Consider the following 15,140-nt stretch of genomic DNA (forward strand, 5'->3'; position numbering starts at 1 on the left):
TTAGGATAAGATTTTATGAATTGGAGTATTATTCTTCGATTTCATCATCGATAGCCTTAAACTGCTTTATAGCTGTGTTAGGTTCGATAATGTTGTATCCTTTCCAGAAATCAGGATTGTATTTGGATAAATAGGTAGATTGTACGTTTTTATTTTCTTTACTGCTTTTATATTCGCTTTCGGTAATTGTTTTAGCATCAAATACAATAACTTCATATTTGTTTTTCGCGTAGCTAATTACATCTAGATGTAACGATACCTGATTTTGCTTGTTTCTCCCTTTTACATACTTATTTTTTTCGATAATACTTAAAGGTCTATCAACTCCGAATTTGTTTTCTGTTACTTTTTCGATAAACTTTACATCATACTTGCCATCACTTCCTTTTTTAAATATAGTAGTACCACTGTATCCATTTTCCTGAAAACTAAGTCCAAGTAGGTTAAAGCTTCTTAACCGTTTTACGTTTTGATAATCAATTCGGATTATTGCAAAATCTTCGGTATTTACATATAAAGTACCTTTAAAATCACCTCTTCTTTTGGGAGTAAACTTAATAACATATACTCCAACATCATCCAAGATGGTATAATCCACGCGTTCGAACTCGTATCGCCCCGAATTTTTAATCACGTTTAGCTTGGTGTCAGATTGATAAAAAGTCTGATTAAAAAGGTTTTTAAGGTTCATTTTTCTGGATTTGAAAAACAAATTTTCCTTTGGATTGTCAATGCCATCAGCAATATCCTTTGCGTCTTGATTGTTTTTTAAAATAGAATCTACCTGAACCTTTTGGCTGAACAATCCAGATCTAATTTTGATATATGAATTGGGTTTTACATTGTCTTTAAAAATTTTCTCCATCTTTTTGAAAATCCCCTCTATAGAACCATTATTATTTTTGTCATACAAGCGAGCTCCTTTAATTACTCTTAGTTTTTGTTTGTCTTCATTTCCATAAAAATCACATAAGGCTTCTGCATAAAAAACAGAATTCTTAGGAATCACTTTAGAGATGCTATCTATCAACTTTTCATCAATCTCTTCAATCGTAGATTTTTTGAACTCAAGATCCATTTTTTTAATGAAGTTGGTATTGGTTTCTCGAAAGAAGAGTCGTTTTTTAGATAAGTCAGAGCGATAATTGTCTTCCATATTATCGTCTACATTATCAATGATATCATCAATATCCAGATTTTTGTTGGATATAAATACACTTTTAAGCTCTATAGCTTTTGGTTCTATATAAATGATACTATCAGTGATGCTTTGCACGGATACACCTACAGTTGCATATCCCATGGAAGAAATGTAAATAGAGTCTATTTTTTTAGATTGAATATCATCCAGCGTAATATTGAAGCTTCCTTCTTCATTGGTAACCACACCTTCATTTTCTCCAATCTGTATGGTTGCATAAGGGATTGGTTGATTGGTTTTTTTATCCACTACTTTAGAGCGTATCGTTTGCCCAGTTGCGGTAGAAAAAATGAACCCTAAACCAATAAGTAATAATGTAATCTTATTCTTTTTCATAAATCAGTAGATTCGTAAAATTACAGGATAAAAGTCTAACTTCTATTGTATCTATTACATAGTTACAACTAAAAACTATACCAATATGGTAATTTATTCTTAAAATAAGACGAATATCTTATTGGTTCAAAGGTCTGGATAGTATAGAAACCAACTAAAGTTGGTCTACTTCTAGGACTCTCCTTCGATAGCTGTAAATTGTTTGATCGCTGTATTAGGTTCTATGATATTATAACCTTTCCAAAATTCTGGATCATACTTAGACATATATTGCGGTTTAATGCTTTTATTTTCTTTACTGTTTTGATATTCAGCTTCTGTAATAGGTTTGGTGTCGAAAACAACTACTTCGTATTTGCTGATCTCACCAGCACCAATATCTAAGCCTAAGGATAGTTCGTTTTGTTTGCGTCTTCCTTTTACAAACTTATTTTTTTCGATGATCTTTAGTGGTCGATCGATTCCGAATACATTTCCTCTCGTTTTTTCTATATAACGCACACCATATTTACCATCTTCACCTTTTGCAAAAATTGTTTTTCCTTTATACATAGTATCGTGAAAACTGATTCCCAATAATCCGAAATTTCGCAAGTTTTTTACATTTTCATAATCCACTCTCATGATCGCAAAATCTTCGGTGTTTACGTACATGGTGCCTTTAAAATCAGCTCCTCGTTTTGGCTCAAAATTGATAATATATACGCTGCTGTCATCCATAGTAGTATAATCGATTAACTCGAATCGATATCTTCCGGATTTATCAATAAAATTCAGCTGAGAGTCTTCCTGAAAGAACATACTAGATAACAAACTTTTTAAGGAAGATTTTCGGTAGTTTAAGAAGTAATTTTCTTCATTTTTATTAGGTTTTTCGATCTCTTCTTTAACTTCTGCAGCTTCTTCGTTAGCATCAAAAATAGAATCCATTTGTACTTTTGTACCCAGAATCCAACCTGATTTAATCTTTAGGTACGAATTAGGTTTTACATTCTTTTTCAGGATATCCTCGAGTTTATCCGAGAGCGCTTCCATAGAACCATCATTACTCTTGTCATATAACTCCGCTCCTTTAATGATATTCAGTTTTTGTTTATCATAATCACCATATAAGTCACATAATGCTTCCGTATAATACGCAGATTTTCTAGGAATGATAGAGATAACGCTATCGATAAATTTCTTATTAAATTCTTTAATCGTAGATTTTTTAAATTTCACATTGATTTTATGTAAATCACTAAAATCGGATTGTCGGTAGAATAGTTTTTTATGAGATAAATCAGTGCTGTAGTTTTGTGCTAGATTATCTTTTACATTATCGATAATCTCATCGATAGTTAGGTTTTTATTAGAGATAAAAACACCGCTAAGTTCAATAGCTTTAGGTTCTATATATATAATGCTGTCAGAAATTGCATTTAATGCAATTCCAACTTTTTGATATCCCATAGAAGAGATATAGATAGAATCTATTTGAGCAAGTTTTTCATCTAACGCGATGCTGAATTTTCCTTCTTCGTTTGTAATGACACCTCTATTTTTTGCTAATTCTATAGTAGCGTATGGAATGGGCTCATTAGTCTTTTTATCAACTACGGTAGAACTTATGGTTTGTGCCGATAGCATAAAACCTGATAATAAGGAAATAGAAAATACTGTAAGTTTTTTGGTATTCATGATTTGATGATTTCGTTTTTTGATCTATATGTATAGACGCAGAAATGTCTATAAGAGTTGCTTGGTTTATTACTATATGAAGAAGACGAATGGTAGAATTAATTGTTACAGAATGCGATATAAAAAGAAAATCACAATAGAAACAGATGTTTCATATCGTGATTTTCAGCATTTAACTAACTAAAATCGTATAAGATCTATTCTTCTACTCCTAATAGATTATCATTAGAATTTCGATCTATTAATTTATTATATGGATCAATTCCTGCTTTTTCTGGTTTTTGATCCGTGGTAATCGTAAAGGTATTTTCGCCAGGTTTTAACCACTTTCTTTCTAGATAGTATGGGTTTTTAAGAGGAACGTCTTGTTCATCGATAATATCCTCTCCAAACAGACCAATTTCGATATAATTGGTTTTATCATCGGTACGTTCTTCTTTTCCTTCATCATCGTAGTAGATTTTTTTAGAATCTACAGTAAAGGTAGTTTCGTATTTTCCGTTATCTAGTTTTTTTGTCTGCGCTTGTTTAACACGGTTTTCATACAACACAATTTTTTTAAAACCATCTTCTACGGAATATTTAAGAGAATCTGGTGCTATTTTATAAATCGCATCATATAAATTTTCTGAAGTAGGATAGACTCCTTTTTCATAATTTTTATATTCATTTAAGAACCCTTTTAAGGCGGTATTGATTTTTTCTTCGCCAATAATATCTTGTAATTCATACATAACCATAGATCCTTTTCGATACCAGATATAACCTCCGGTTTCAACATTGATTAAAGATCTTTCGGGTTTAAAACTAAAGGCACGACCTCGTAAGTATGTGTCCAGAGAGTACTTAAGAAAGTTTTTAATACCGTTTTCTCCATATTCCTTTTTCATCGTCATTAGAGAAGAGTATTCTGCTAAGGTCTCTGAAATAATATTAGCTCCAGAAGTTTTACTTGGAGTAACAATATGTCCCCACCATTGGTGTGCAACCTCATGAGCTGTAACACGAAATGCATAGTTAAAATCTTCTGCTTTTTCGAAATCCGCTACAAATCCAAAATCTTCAGAATATGGAATCGTAGTTACAAATGATTGTGCAAACGTAGAATGAGCTGGAAACTCTACAACTCTTATTACAGAATTCGGATATTCATAAAAGTTTCTAGAACAATATTCTAAAGCTACTTTAGTACCATCTATAAAATGTTGTAGATTCTTTTTGTGTTTTGGAGAATGATAAATCTCTATATCTACCTTTTTGCCACTAGGAGCTGTCCATGTGGATTTTTCTACATCATATCGCGCAGAGACCACATTAAAGAAAAGATCTGTTTGGGATTCTAGTTTATAATGAAAGTAAGCTCTTTCACCTTCTTTCCATTCTTTTACCAACTTACCTGGTGCAATAGCAATCTGATCAGAAGAAGTACTAACAACAGCTTCGAAATTTATGTAATTAGCATCTTCGTTAAATAAATTCTTCTTAAGCGCTGTAGAATCAGTTCTCGGTGGATATAGATAATCTAATTTTTCTAAGTCATATTTTTTACGAACTCCATTATCCGAAAGGGTTCGATCGTAATGAAAACTAGGAAAAATAGAATTATCGAAAAAAGTACCATTGTTTAAAACTTTTGTTTCCATACTATTAGAAAATCCTTTGGTTTCTGCAGACATAGCAATAGACAACTCAGCAGTCCCTTTAGGTTGCAGGGTATTTGGTAACTTATAAAAATACATTCTAGTTACAGAATCGGAAATAACAGGTTTTATTTTTTCGCCGTTATAAGTTACTTCTTCTAATTGTGTATGCAGCGCTGGGTATTGTACTCTTAGCAATAAGGTATCGATAGGAGTATTGTAGTTATTGATGATACTAAACTCTCCTATAGCTTTTAATCCTCTTTCATTAGGATATACATCTATATAAGCTTTTAGATCTGTTACTTGTGGATGTGCCTGATTGATCAATCGACCATATTTTTTCTCCGCATTGGCAGCAATTTCATTAATATAATCACCATCTTCAATACGATTCAGTACCTTCAGGTTATAGTAGCTGTAACCCGCCACCGATGAGAATGCAATTACTACTAAGAGGAAAGCACCTACCAGTTTAAAATTAAGTCTCCTTTTAGCGAGTGTAAATCGCTCTTTTGCCGAAGAGAAAAACCCTCGATTCCAGAATAAGGTTCCAATAACCAATAGAATACCCATCATTAAAATCCAGTACATGCTAAGGGTAAAAGCACCATGCATATAATGACCAAATCCATTAAGATCACTTAAGAAAAGTGGTGTGGTTCCTGAAAATATGAACAAAGGATTACTACTTTTAAAAGCTAGCCCTACCAAAAGAGGAAGCCCGATATATATTAGAATAATGATAAAATGACCTAAAAACTTATTATTTACTAAAACATGTACAAAAAAGCATAAGAAAATTGTGGCAATAAAATTTGGAAGAATTAGCGCGAAGTTATACAAGACAGCCATTCCTAATTCATAACCAAAATAGCCATTAAAAGTTTGGAATAAAATACCAATGATAATATTTACCAACGCCAATACTACAGCTATTCCTACTAAAGAAAGCACTTTAGAAAAGTATAAACTGGTATTGTTTATTGGCAGCGCATCATAAAATACAAAGGTTTTGTTTTTGCGAGTTCTATGTACAGCTTCACCAGAATAGATAATTAAAATCACTATTGACAAAAGAGAGATTCCTCCAGAGATAAAGGTCACTATAAATCTTGTTACTGGAGAGTTGGGAGTACCATAGGTTTCATTGGCATTAAAAATGGTAATCAAGGATATGATAATACCAATGATGATTAATATGATAAAAACTGGGTCTCTTACGATCGATAAAAACTCAATCTTACTAAGTGATAAAAGATTTCCTCGTTCTGTTTTTTTATCAAATATCTGAGAAATAACACCTACAAAAGATGGTGTTTCCTGATCGCTTTTACTTTTCTTTTCTTTCTTACCAGAAATTAGGAATTTTTTATAATCAAACTTAAACAAAGTCAATAGAAAAAAGAACATCCCAAGAGCAAACCATATCATTCTATTAAGTAGAAACTTACCGTAGATTGGTAATTGGTTTGTGTTTAATTCGTTGATGGACCAATATTTTTTTACATAAGAAAATACTCTGCCACCAAAAGGATCTAGATAAACCGTTAACCACTGATTATCTAAATTGGATAATAAATTTCCAGAGATACTATAAAGCAAGAATAAAAAGATACCTCCTAGATAAATGATTGGCATTTTTTTGAAAAAAGCCATCAAACAGAAGAATAGAGATCCAATTAAAAATGCATTTATTTCTAAAATAAATATAAATGGTAGTATGTAGGACGCCAAGTTAAAAGAGTCATAGCTACCATAATCTGGTCGATCCAAATACATTCCTGTTGTAAAGCCGATAATGGCTCCAATAACAATAAATAAGTTTAGGAAAGTTACTATGGCAAAACTTCCAAAAAACCTTCCTAAAACATACGATTTTTGTGTAATCGGAAAGGTAAAATACGTTTGTGCAGTTTTATGATCCTGATCTCTAAAAATAGGAACTCCCATAATTGCCGCATAAAAGAAAATGGAAATAACAGAAATAGGAGCAATAACATCAATAATATTATTAGGACTATTAACAAACTGAGCAGTAATTGATTTTTGAAATACTGCTACTAATAGCGCCATAGCTAAACCTAAACCAGCATAAATCCAGGTAGCTGGTCTACGAAAGCGATATTGTAATTCGAATAAAAATATTTCTTTCATAATTATACTGGTTGCTTTTGGTTTTTATTGATACTAAAGAAGTAAAATTCTTCTAAGCCATTTTCCATCTGCTCAAAACCTTCTTCAGGAGTTGTCTCACTATAGATATTGATAAAGAACTGACCACCTCTTAGGTAATTAGAGAGTACAGTATAGTTGTTTTGGTAATGCTCTAATTGAGATTTTTCAATTTGTTTTTTAAATATTTTACCATTAAGTGTAGCAGACAATTCTTGAGGGTTTCCTTGCGCAAGGATAGTTCCTTCATTAAACACTGCCATATGCTTACATAGATTGGTAACATCGTCTACAATATGTGTAGACAGAATTACAACCGCATTTTCTCCTAGTTCACTTAATAAATTATGAAAACGATTACGTTCTAAAGGGTCTAAGCCAGCAGTAGGTTCATCAACGATGATAAGTTTTGGATTTCCCAGTAATGCCTGTGCAATACCAAAACGTTGTCGCATTCCACCAGAGAAATCGCCAAGATTACGATCTCTAAACTTATATAGATTTACTTTGTTTAATAGATCAGCAACATATCCTTTTCGTTCAGCACTGTTGGTAATTCCTTTTACTTTTGCTATATGATTAAGCATCATTTCTGCAGAAACCTTTGGATATACACCAAAATCCTGTGGTAAATATCCTAATATCTTTCTTAATTCTTCTGGCTGTTTAAATACATCAATTCCATCGAAATTAATAGATCCAGTATCTGCCAATTGCAACGTAGCAATGGTTCTCATTAATGTTGATTTACCAGCACCGTTAGGTCCTAATAAGCCAAACATTCCTTTTTCTAAGGTAAGATTTACATCATTAAGAGCTTTGGTTCCATTTGGATATGTTTTGCTTAAATTTTTTATCGTGAGCATAAGTAATTATCATTTATTAAGTTTAGTAATTCGTACAAATTTCTATATTGTACTATTATATAAGTTATTGTTTGTAATTATTTATTATTTAATGTCTTAGCAAGTTTATCACGGAATTCTTTATCCGTTAAAATCTTGAGTTCAAATTGATTCATGCTTGCTCGAAGCTTTTTGCTTTCCATAATTCCTAAATCGTTTAGAAAATAAGCCAACTCTGTAGTATTGCCTTTTTTGTCAGTAGCATAAAGTGCTTTGGTAAGAACAAATGCAGTAGATCCTCCTTTCATACCAGCATGGGTGAACCATTTTTGATTTCCTGCACTTTCCATTAGCCCTTCCATCACTTCATCCAAATACTCATAAGTTTTTGAATCGAAATATGACTTAGAATTTAGTTTTTTCATTAATTGAGTATATTCATTTACAGTAGATGCAGGTAAATTATCTGACCATATTCTTTGAATATTCATTCCTAGATCTCCAATGCCGGCCTTATACATAGTGTCCTTTACTAATTTTGAATGGATCGTATTGGTAGTTTCTCTATATTCTTCGATACTTAGATCTCTAAGTTTGTTTTCTAAATCTTTACCCTTGCTACCTGGAAACTTTTCTTTCCCAACAAATAAGGAAGATGCAAGATAGTATATGTCTGTATGATCAGTTATACCTAAGCTATCTATTCTTTGATTAATTTTTTCCAAACCTAACTTTCTACTTAACCATTCGGTATTAGCATTCGAGCTATATCGAATCATTCCTTTAGCAATTTCTCTAATAGATATGCTGTTATTTGTAATTTTTGATTCTACTGATGTTAACCATTGTGGGTGCGCACCACCATCGGTATTAGGAATGTAAAACTTTTCTAGTTCTTCGATTGGAATAGCTTCTTCTGGATTTAATCCTCCACTAGAGGATTGGATGGCATATTCAATAGCAAGAATTATTTTAACAGTGCTTGCCAAAGGCATCTCCTTATCAACGTTTTTTTCAGCGATTATAGAACCATTACGTATAAGTTTTATTGCAGCTTTATCAGGATTTTTCTTTATAAAGTCCAAAACGAAATGTTCATTCGGTTGAGTGTAGTATATGCCTGCTGCGCCAAGTAATATGACAATACCAATGATAATTCCGATAACAATTATGATTTTCTTTATCATTTTTCTTTTTTTAAAATGGACTTCAATGAAATTAGTAGGGAATGTGAATAGATTGTTACAAATTAGGTTCAATTTTATGAAAATCTTGAGTGAGGAATTAAGGGATAAGTTGGTATATTTACCATTCTTATTAATTACTAGCACATTGTAATGCATCAACTACGCAGAAATAGAAGATTACGAACTACAGAAGCTATTAGATCTTTGGTTCGAGAACATACTATAACACCCAATGATTTTTTAGTGCCACTTTTTGTGGTTGAAGGAACGAATGTAAAGCAAGAGATACTTTCGATGCCTGGATACTATCGATATAGCTTGGATTTATTAAAAAATGAAGTCAAAGAGTTGTGGGCAATGGGGCTAAAAGCAGTATTACTCTTTGTAAAAGTACCCGATAATTTAAAAGATAATCAAGGAACCGAAGCACTCAATGCGGATGGTCTTATGCAGCGTGCTATAAAAACAGTAAAAGAAGTAGCTCCAGAAATGCTGGTAATGACCGATGTAGCTTTGGATCCGTACTCTTCTTACGGACACGATGGTATTGTAGAAAATGGATATATTGTAAATGATCCTACTTGCGAAGTCTTAGCTAAAATGTCCTTATCTCATGCACAAGCAGGAGCGGATTTTGTGGCACCCAGTGATATGATGGATGGAAGAATACTAGCTATCCGAGAATTGTTAGAATCCGAAGGTTATAAAAATACAGGCATCATGAGTTATAGTGCTAAATATGCCTCAGCTTTTTACGGTCCATTTAGAGACGCATTAGATTCGGCACCAGGTTTTGGAGATAAAAAAACATACCAAATGGATTTTGCTAATCGAGATGAGGCAATAAAAGAAACATTGATGGATATCGATGAAGGTGCCGATATTGTAATGGTAAAACCTGGATTAGCTTATCTGGATATTTTACGAGATGTGAGTGATGCTGTGGATGTGCCAGTAGCCGTGTATCAAGTTAGTGGAGAGTATGCCATGCTAAAAGCCGCAGCAGAAAAAGGATGGTTGGATCACGATGCTATTATGATGGAACAATTAATAGCATTTAAAAGAGCAGGAGCTAATATCATTGCTAGTTATTTTGCAAAGGATGTAGTTCGACTTTTAGGATAGTTTTAAAGAAAAATTTTATGGTAAGCAGAGATCGATTGTATCAGACTTTTGGAGAACTTTTGTATGTAATTGCAATGAGCGATGGTGTCATTCAAAAAGAAGAAGTCAATGTATTAGAAGAAATTTTAAAAGCGCATCCAAAAGGACAAGATATAAAATGGTCTTTTGATTATGAAAATAGGAACGATAGTGATATCGAAACCTTGTATAAAAAAATAATTGAAGTTTTTTCGGATAACGGTCCGGATGAAGAGTACGATTTTATGATCTATTCCTTAACTAGAATTGCTGAAGCTAAAGATGGAATTGAAGCTAACGAACAAAAAGTAATCACTAATTTCTCTAAAGACCTTTTAGAGAGATTTAAAAAAGATATAGATAATTTATTTAACACCTAAGATCACACAAATGAAAAACATTGTTATTGCACTCTTAAGCGTTGTATGTATCGCTACAAGTTGTCAGTCAGAAAAAAAGCAGGAAAAAGAAAAAATTGTAATCGGAGGGAAGAAAGAAACAGCGTCTCCTGAGTTTGAATTAGGTGAGAAATTATTCAAAGGAAAAGGAAATTGTTACTCTTGCCATAGAATGGATAAAAAATCTGTTGGTCCAAGTGTAACTGCTATTATGAAGATTTATAAAGAACAGAACGGAGATGTAGTTGGATTTTTGAGACAAAAGAAAGATCCTATTGTAGATCCTGAGAATTATGCTGTAATGAAAACCAATTTCACTAGACTGGAAAAGTTTACCGATGAGGAATTAGAAGCAATTGCTTTGTATATGAATGAAGTGAGTTCTAAGTAATGAAGCATGTATTTTTTGTTTTAGTTTTTATAACATTTCCTGTCATGGCACAACAGCTTACTCCTAAATCTGCATTTTTAGAAAAATGGGAGAACTCTAAAGCATATCTCGTAGCAATGGCAGAATCAATGCCTGATGATAAGTATGCCTTTAGACCTTCAGAGAGAGAAATGGACTTTAAATCTCAGTTATTACATATCTGTGGTAATATGACATGGTTAAGCACAACCTATTTTTCTGAAGAGGAATTTGATAGACAAAAATTTAACGAAAGTGCACCTGATACCAAAAATGAATTGATACAGTTTGTAAAAGATTCTTTCGATAAGGCACATGCGCGGATAGAACAGACATCAGAGGAGACTTTAGCAGATAAAGTTGATTTTTTTGCAGGACCTAAATCAAAGCTTCAAATATTAAATTTGTTACAGGATCATGTTACCCATCATAGAGGGCAGCTTATCGTATATCTTAATCTAAATGAAATCAAACCTCCTAAATATGTGGGTTGGTAGCAATAAGTATTCTTACTTTTTATTTTTACAAATGAATACCAAATCCGTACTTTAGCAAAACCAACTAATAAATAATTATGGCATTACTAATCGTATACGGAGTTGTATCTATTTTCTTTTCTTTCTTGTGTTCTATTTTAGAGGCAGTATTATTAAGTATTACTCCAACCTTTATAAACGTTAAGAAAAAGGAAGGTAAAGCATATGCAACCGCTTTAGAAAAATTAAAAAAAGACGTTGATCGACCGTTGATCGCTATTTTAACACTTAATACCATTGCGCATACAGTTGGTGCAATTCTAGTAGGTGTTCAGGCAAAAGTAGCATATGCAGAAATTTATGGATCAAAGACCACAACAATTTTGGGCATGGAAATGACTGAAGATCTTATGGTAGGAGTGGTATCATCGATCATGACCATATTAATTTTAGTGGCTTCGGAGATTATACCAAAGACTATTGGAGCTACCTATTGGAAACAACTTGCTAATTTTACTGCGAAAGCCTTAAACATACTGATTTGGCCATTAAAATGGACAGGTATTCTGTGGATTTTACAATTAACCACAAAATTAATAGGTGGTAAAGGACATCATGGATCTGTATTAAGTAGAGAAGATTTTACAGCAATGGCTGATATTGCAGAAGAAGAAGGTGTTTTTGAAGAGTCTGAATCTAGAGTCATTAAAAACTTGCTAACGTTTAAAGAAGTATTGACCAAAGATGTAATGACGCCTAGAACGGTTATTAAAACTGCTTCAGAAAACACAACGGTGGAACAATTTTTTAATGAAAATCAAAATCTACGATTTTCTAGAATTCCTGTATATAAGGATAAAGCTGATAATATAACAGGTCAGGTACTTAAAGACGAAATTTTCAAAGAAATGGCTAATCAAAATGGTCATAAGCTTTTAGGAGAAATAAAAAGACCTATAATCTTTACAACTAGAAACCTGCCTATTCCTGATTTGTTTAACGAATTGATTCAAACCAAAAATCATATTGCTTTGGTAGTAGATGAGTATGGTTCTGTGAGTGGATTGGTAACCATGGAAGATGTTATCGAAACACTATTAGGTCTAGAGATTGTAGATGAAAGTGACAATGAGACTGATATGCAGATTTTAGCACGTAAAAATTGGGAAATCAGAGCAAGAAAATTGGGTATTTTAACTGAAAAACAAGGAGAGTGATTGCCACTGCCTTCATAGAAACTCCGTTAGGCATTGCTTCTATTACAGGAGATGAAAAGGGGGTTTCTGAAATTTCAATTACAAATAATACCGAAGAAGAACACACTAATATTATTCCAGAAGCACTTAAGGAAGCTGTGACACAGTTGCAGGATTATTTTGAAGGGAAAAGAGATCACTTTGATATAAAACTTAATCCATCAGGAACGGATTTTCAGAAAAAAGTATGGAAAGAGCTAACCAAAATTCCGTTTGGTAAAACGGTTACTTATTTAGATATCGCCAAAAATCTAGGAGATCCAAAATGCATTAGAGCTGCTGCTTCTGCAAATGGAAAAAACCCACTTTGGATAGTTATTCCTTGTCACCGTGTAATTGGTAGTGATGGCTCTCTTACAGGTTATGCTGGTGGATTATGGCGTAAAAAATGGTTGTTAGATCATGAAAGTCCCATAAAACAACAAACTCTTTTTTAATGTTAAGCTTCAAATATTATTTTTTCTTTTTCTTATTAGGAGTAAGTTTCCAAATGGTAGGCCAAGATGGTTTAGACAAGGAATTAAAAAAAACATACGATCTAGAGAAGAAATCTATAGAAAAATTAATAAAAGAAGGAGATAGTCTCTTTAACGCTGAACAAATCCAAGCGTCTAAAGATTCCTACGACAGAGCTTTTACTTTGATTCAGAATAGTTATGAAGTAGATAGTTTACAACTATCCATTAAACGAGTTGAATACTTTTTTACCACCAAGACTAGAGAATATATCAGATCATTACAGGTTCTGGATTTTTTAGAGAAGAATTGCAAAGAAACCAATGATGTAGATTGTCTGATTTATATAAAGAGTAGGTTAGGGACTATTCATAATCGAATAGGTGAATACATAAAGGCTTTAGAGTATTTTGGAGAAGGTCTGGAACTTTCCCATAAAGAAAATAATACGAGATTCTTATGGGAGCTTTCTTTAAATAGAGGAGTGCTATTTCTGGATATCGGAGATCAGGAGCAGGCTAAAATGGATTTTAAAAAAGCATTATCCTATGTTGATTCGGCAGATACGAAGAAAAGAAAACCCACTACCTATCTAAATTTATCAGCTTCATATCCAGATCATCAGGTAGATTCGATTTTATATTATTCTAGAATGGCATCATTAGGTTGTGAAAAGGAAAAAGTAAACTCACGACATTGTATCATGGTGTATAATAATATTGCTTGGTCTTACTATTTGAAGAATATGCCTAAAGAAGCTTTAGAAGTAATTAGAACCAATATATCATGGGAGAATGATAATCTTACTTATAAAGATGGAGATGATTTATATCCTGGATTAATGCACACTATGGGTGCTATTCAAACAGGCCTAGGAAATTATGAAAAGGCTTTGGAGTACTTTCTAATTTCTCAAAAATATTTTGAAAGAAAAAAGGATGTTTCGGATCTTATTACAGTAAAAGAAGATCTTTCCAAGCTATATGAAAAAAGAGGAAATATTAAAGCTAGTCTTAAGACATTGCGAGAGATTAGAGATTTAGAATCTCTCCAGCTAAAAGTTAAGGTAAGTAAAGAGGTAGCAAAAAATGAAAGTAAAAATTTACTTCTCGAAAAAGAAGAGGTGATTTCAGGTTTAGAGGAGAAAAACTCTGAGATTGAGAAAGAAGTAAGTAAATCAAAATGGTTGAGTTATTTATTAGGAATATTGTTATGCATCACTGTTTTGGTCTTTATGTTTAGGGCATACCGAAGTAAAATAAAGTATTATCAGATCAATGAAAAATTAGCACTAACAAGGCTTACTTCATTGAGATCTTCTATGAATCCACATTTCTTGTTTAATACCTTTAGTACACTACAGAATTATATTTTGAAAAAAGACAATCTAAAGGCGAATGAATATATGACGGAGCTTTCTGGATTGATTAGAAATGTACTAAACAGCTCAGATAGTGTCTATATTAATTTTAATAAAGAAGTTGAGGTAATTAGGTCATATGTTAGTTTGCAACGAGGTCGATTTCAAGAAGGTTTTGATGCAGTATTTGATGTGGATCCTATTTTAGAAGCTCAGGATCCTAAAATTCCTTCAATGGTGATCCAGCCTTATATAGAAAATGCAATTATTCATGGGTTTTCTCATTCTCCTTTTAAAGGGAAATTAAATATAAAACTTAAAAAGGAAAACAATACTGTAGTATGTAACGTTAGAGATAATGGTATTGGTAGGGAAGCCTCAGAAAAGCTGAAAAATAAAAAAAATGAAACGTCTCATTTGTCAATTGCTACCGAGAATACTTATGAGAGGCTTGAAATCTTAAACGAAATAGTAGCTGCCAAAGCGAATATTATAATTAATGATCTGAAAAATGATGAGGGGTTGCCAGCGGGAACCGAAGTGATTATTGCGTTGCCAATTATTAAAGAAAGTTAGCA

General features: G+C 32.5%; 12 protein-coding genes. 7 read left to right on the forward strand and 5 right to left on the reverse strand.

Annotated elements, in window-relative coordinates; translation table 11 throughout:
• Positions 1-28 precede the first annotated feature (28 nt).
• The 5 genes from Q1B37_RS17335 to Q1B37_RS17355 all read right to left on the reverse strand — a co-directional run bounded on the left by Q1B37_RS17335 (position 29) and on the right by Q1B37_RS17355 (position 9,064).
• Positions 29-1,537, reverse strand: coding sequence for a carboxypeptidase-like regulatory domain-containing protein (locus tag Q1B37_RS17335; RefSeq protein ID WP_299900651.1), 1,509 nt, complete (start codon positions 1,535-1,537; stop codon positions 29-31).
• A gap of 171 nt (positions 1,538-1,708) precedes the next feature.
• Positions 1,709-3,217, reverse strand: coding sequence for a carboxypeptidase-like regulatory domain-containing protein (locus Q1B37_RS17340; RefSeq protein ID WP_299900653.1), 1,509 nt, complete (start codon positions 3,215-3,217; stop codon positions 1,709-1,711).
• A 197-nt stretch (positions 3,218-3,414) separates the two neighbouring features.
• Positions 3,415-7,014, reverse strand: coding sequence for a M1 family aminopeptidase (locus tag Q1B37_RS17345; RefSeq protein ID WP_299900655.1), 3,600 nt, complete (start codon positions 7,012-7,014; stop codon positions 3,415-3,417).
• A gap of 2 nt (positions 7,015-7,016) precedes the next feature.
• Positions 7,017-7,898 (reverse strand): ABC transporter ATP-binding protein, encoded by an 882-nt coding sequence (locus Q1B37_RS17350; protein WP_299608820.1) that lies wholly within the window; start codon positions 7,896-7,898, stop codon positions 7,017-7,019.
• A 77-nt stretch (positions 7,899-7,975) separates the two neighbouring features.
• Positions 7,976-9,064, reverse strand: a complete 1,089-nt coding sequence (locus Q1B37_RS17355) for a serine hydrolase (protein WP_299900657.1) — start codon at positions 9,062-9,064, stop codon at positions 7,976-7,978.
• Positions 9,065-9,214: 150 nt separating this feature from the next.
• On the opposite strand from Q1B37_RS17355, the gene hemB reads away from it, so the two are divergent.
• From hemB to Q1B37_RS17390, 7 genes are all read left to right on the forward strand, one after another.
• Positions 9,215-10,189 (forward strand): porphobilinogen synthase, encoded by a 975-nt coding sequence (gene hemB / locus Q1B37_RS17360; RefSeq protein WP_299900659.1) that lies wholly within the window; start codon positions 9,215-9,217, stop codon positions 10,187-10,189.
• A 17-nt stretch (positions 10,190-10,206) separates the two neighbouring features.
• The gene (locus Q1B37_RS17365) at positions 10,207-10,587 is read left to right on the forward strand and encodes a TerB family tellurite resistance protein (RefSeq protein WP_299900661.1); all 381 of its coding nucleotides are present in this window, start codon (positions 10,207-10,209) and stop codon (positions 10,585-10,587) included.
• Positions 10,588-10,597: 10 nt separating this feature from the next.
• Positions 10,598-10,996 carry a c-type cytochrome gene (locus Q1B37_RS17370; protein WP_299900663.1) on the forward strand — a complete coding sequence of 133 codons (399 nt, stop codon included), beginning with the start codon at positions 10,598-10,600 and terminating at the stop codon, positions 10,994-10,996.
• Positions 10,996-11,511 (forward strand): DinB family protein, encoded by a 516-nt coding sequence (locus tag Q1B37_RS17375; RefSeq protein WP_299900665.1) that lies wholly within the window; start codon positions 10,996-10,998, stop codon positions 11,509-11,511. Before Q1B37_RS17370 ends, Q1B37_RS17375 begins: the two co-directional genes overlap by 1 nt.
• A gap of 77 nt (positions 11,512-11,588) precedes the next feature.
• Entirely contained in the window at positions 11,589-12,707 is a 1,119-nt protein-coding gene (locus tag Q1B37_RS17380; protein WP_299608804.1) for a CNNM domain-containing protein, read from the forward strand.
• Positions 12,707-13,183 carry a methylated-DNA--[protein]-cysteine S-methyltransferase gene (locus Q1B37_RS17385; RefSeq protein ID WP_299900723.1) on the forward strand — a complete coding sequence of 159 codons (477 nt, stop codon included), beginning with the start codon at positions 12,707-12,709 and terminating at the stop codon, positions 13,181-13,183. The genes Q1B37_RS17380 and Q1B37_RS17385 overlap by 1 nt, the downstream gene beginning before the upstream one ends.
• Positions 13,183-15,138, forward strand: coding sequence for a histidine kinase (locus Q1B37_RS17390; RefSeq protein WP_299900667.1), 1,956 nt, complete (start codon positions 13,183-13,185; stop codon positions 15,136-15,138). The genes Q1B37_RS17385 and Q1B37_RS17390 overlap by 1 nt, the downstream gene beginning before the upstream one ends.
• Positions 15,139-15,140 lie beyond the last annotated feature (2 nt).

Origin of the sequence: uncultured Aquimarina sp. (assembly GCF_947492965.1) — a bacterium.
Classification (GTDB): Bacteria; Bacteroidota; Bacteroidia; order Flavobacteriales; family Flavobacteriaceae; genus Aquimarina.

Bases quoted from the DNA above. Each gene is read 5' to 3' on its own strand.
- Q1B37_RS17335 (WP_299900651.1), bottom strand. From the start codon at position 1,537: ATGAAAAAGAATAAGATTACATTATTACTTATTGGTTTAGGGTTCATT.
- Q1B37_RS17340 (WP_299900653.1), bottom strand. From the start codon at position 3,217: ATGAATACCAAAAAACTTACAGTATTTTCTATTTCCTTATTATCAGGT.
- Q1B37_RS17345 (WP_299900655.1), bottom strand. From the start codon at position 7,014: ATGAAAGAAATATTTTTATTCGAATTACAATATCGCTTTCGTAGACCA.
- Q1B37_RS17365 (WP_299900661.1), top strand. From the start codon at position 10,207: ATGGTAAGCAGAGATCGATTGTATCAGACTTTTGGAGAACTTTTGTAT.
- Q1B37_RS17390 (WP_299900667.1), top strand. From the start codon at position 13,183: ATGTTAAGCTTCAAATATTATTTTTTCTTTTTCTTATTAGGAGTAAGT.
- Q1B37_RS17355 (WP_299900657.1), bottom strand. From the start codon at position 9,064: ATGATAAAGAAAATCATAATTGTTATCGGAATTATCATTGGTATTGTC.
- Q1B37_RS17375 (WP_299900665.1), top strand. From the start codon at position 10,996: ATGAAGCATGTATTTTTTGTTTTAGTTTTTATAACATTTCCTGTCATG.
- Q1B37_RS17380 (WP_299608804.1), top strand. From the start codon at position 11,589: ATGGCATTACTAATCGTATACGGAGTTGTATCTATTTTCTTTTCTTTC.
- hemB (WP_299900659.1), top strand. From the start codon at position 9,215: ATGCATCAACTACGCAGAAATAGAAGATTACGAACTACAGAAGCTATT.
- Q1B37_RS17350 (WP_299608820.1), bottom strand. From the start codon at position 7,898: ATGCTCACGATAAAAAATTTAAGCAAAACATATCCAAATGGAACCAAA.
- Q1B37_RS17370 (WP_299900663.1), top strand. From the start codon at position 10,598: ATGAAAAACATTGTTATTGCACTCTTAAGCGTTGTATGTATCGCTACA.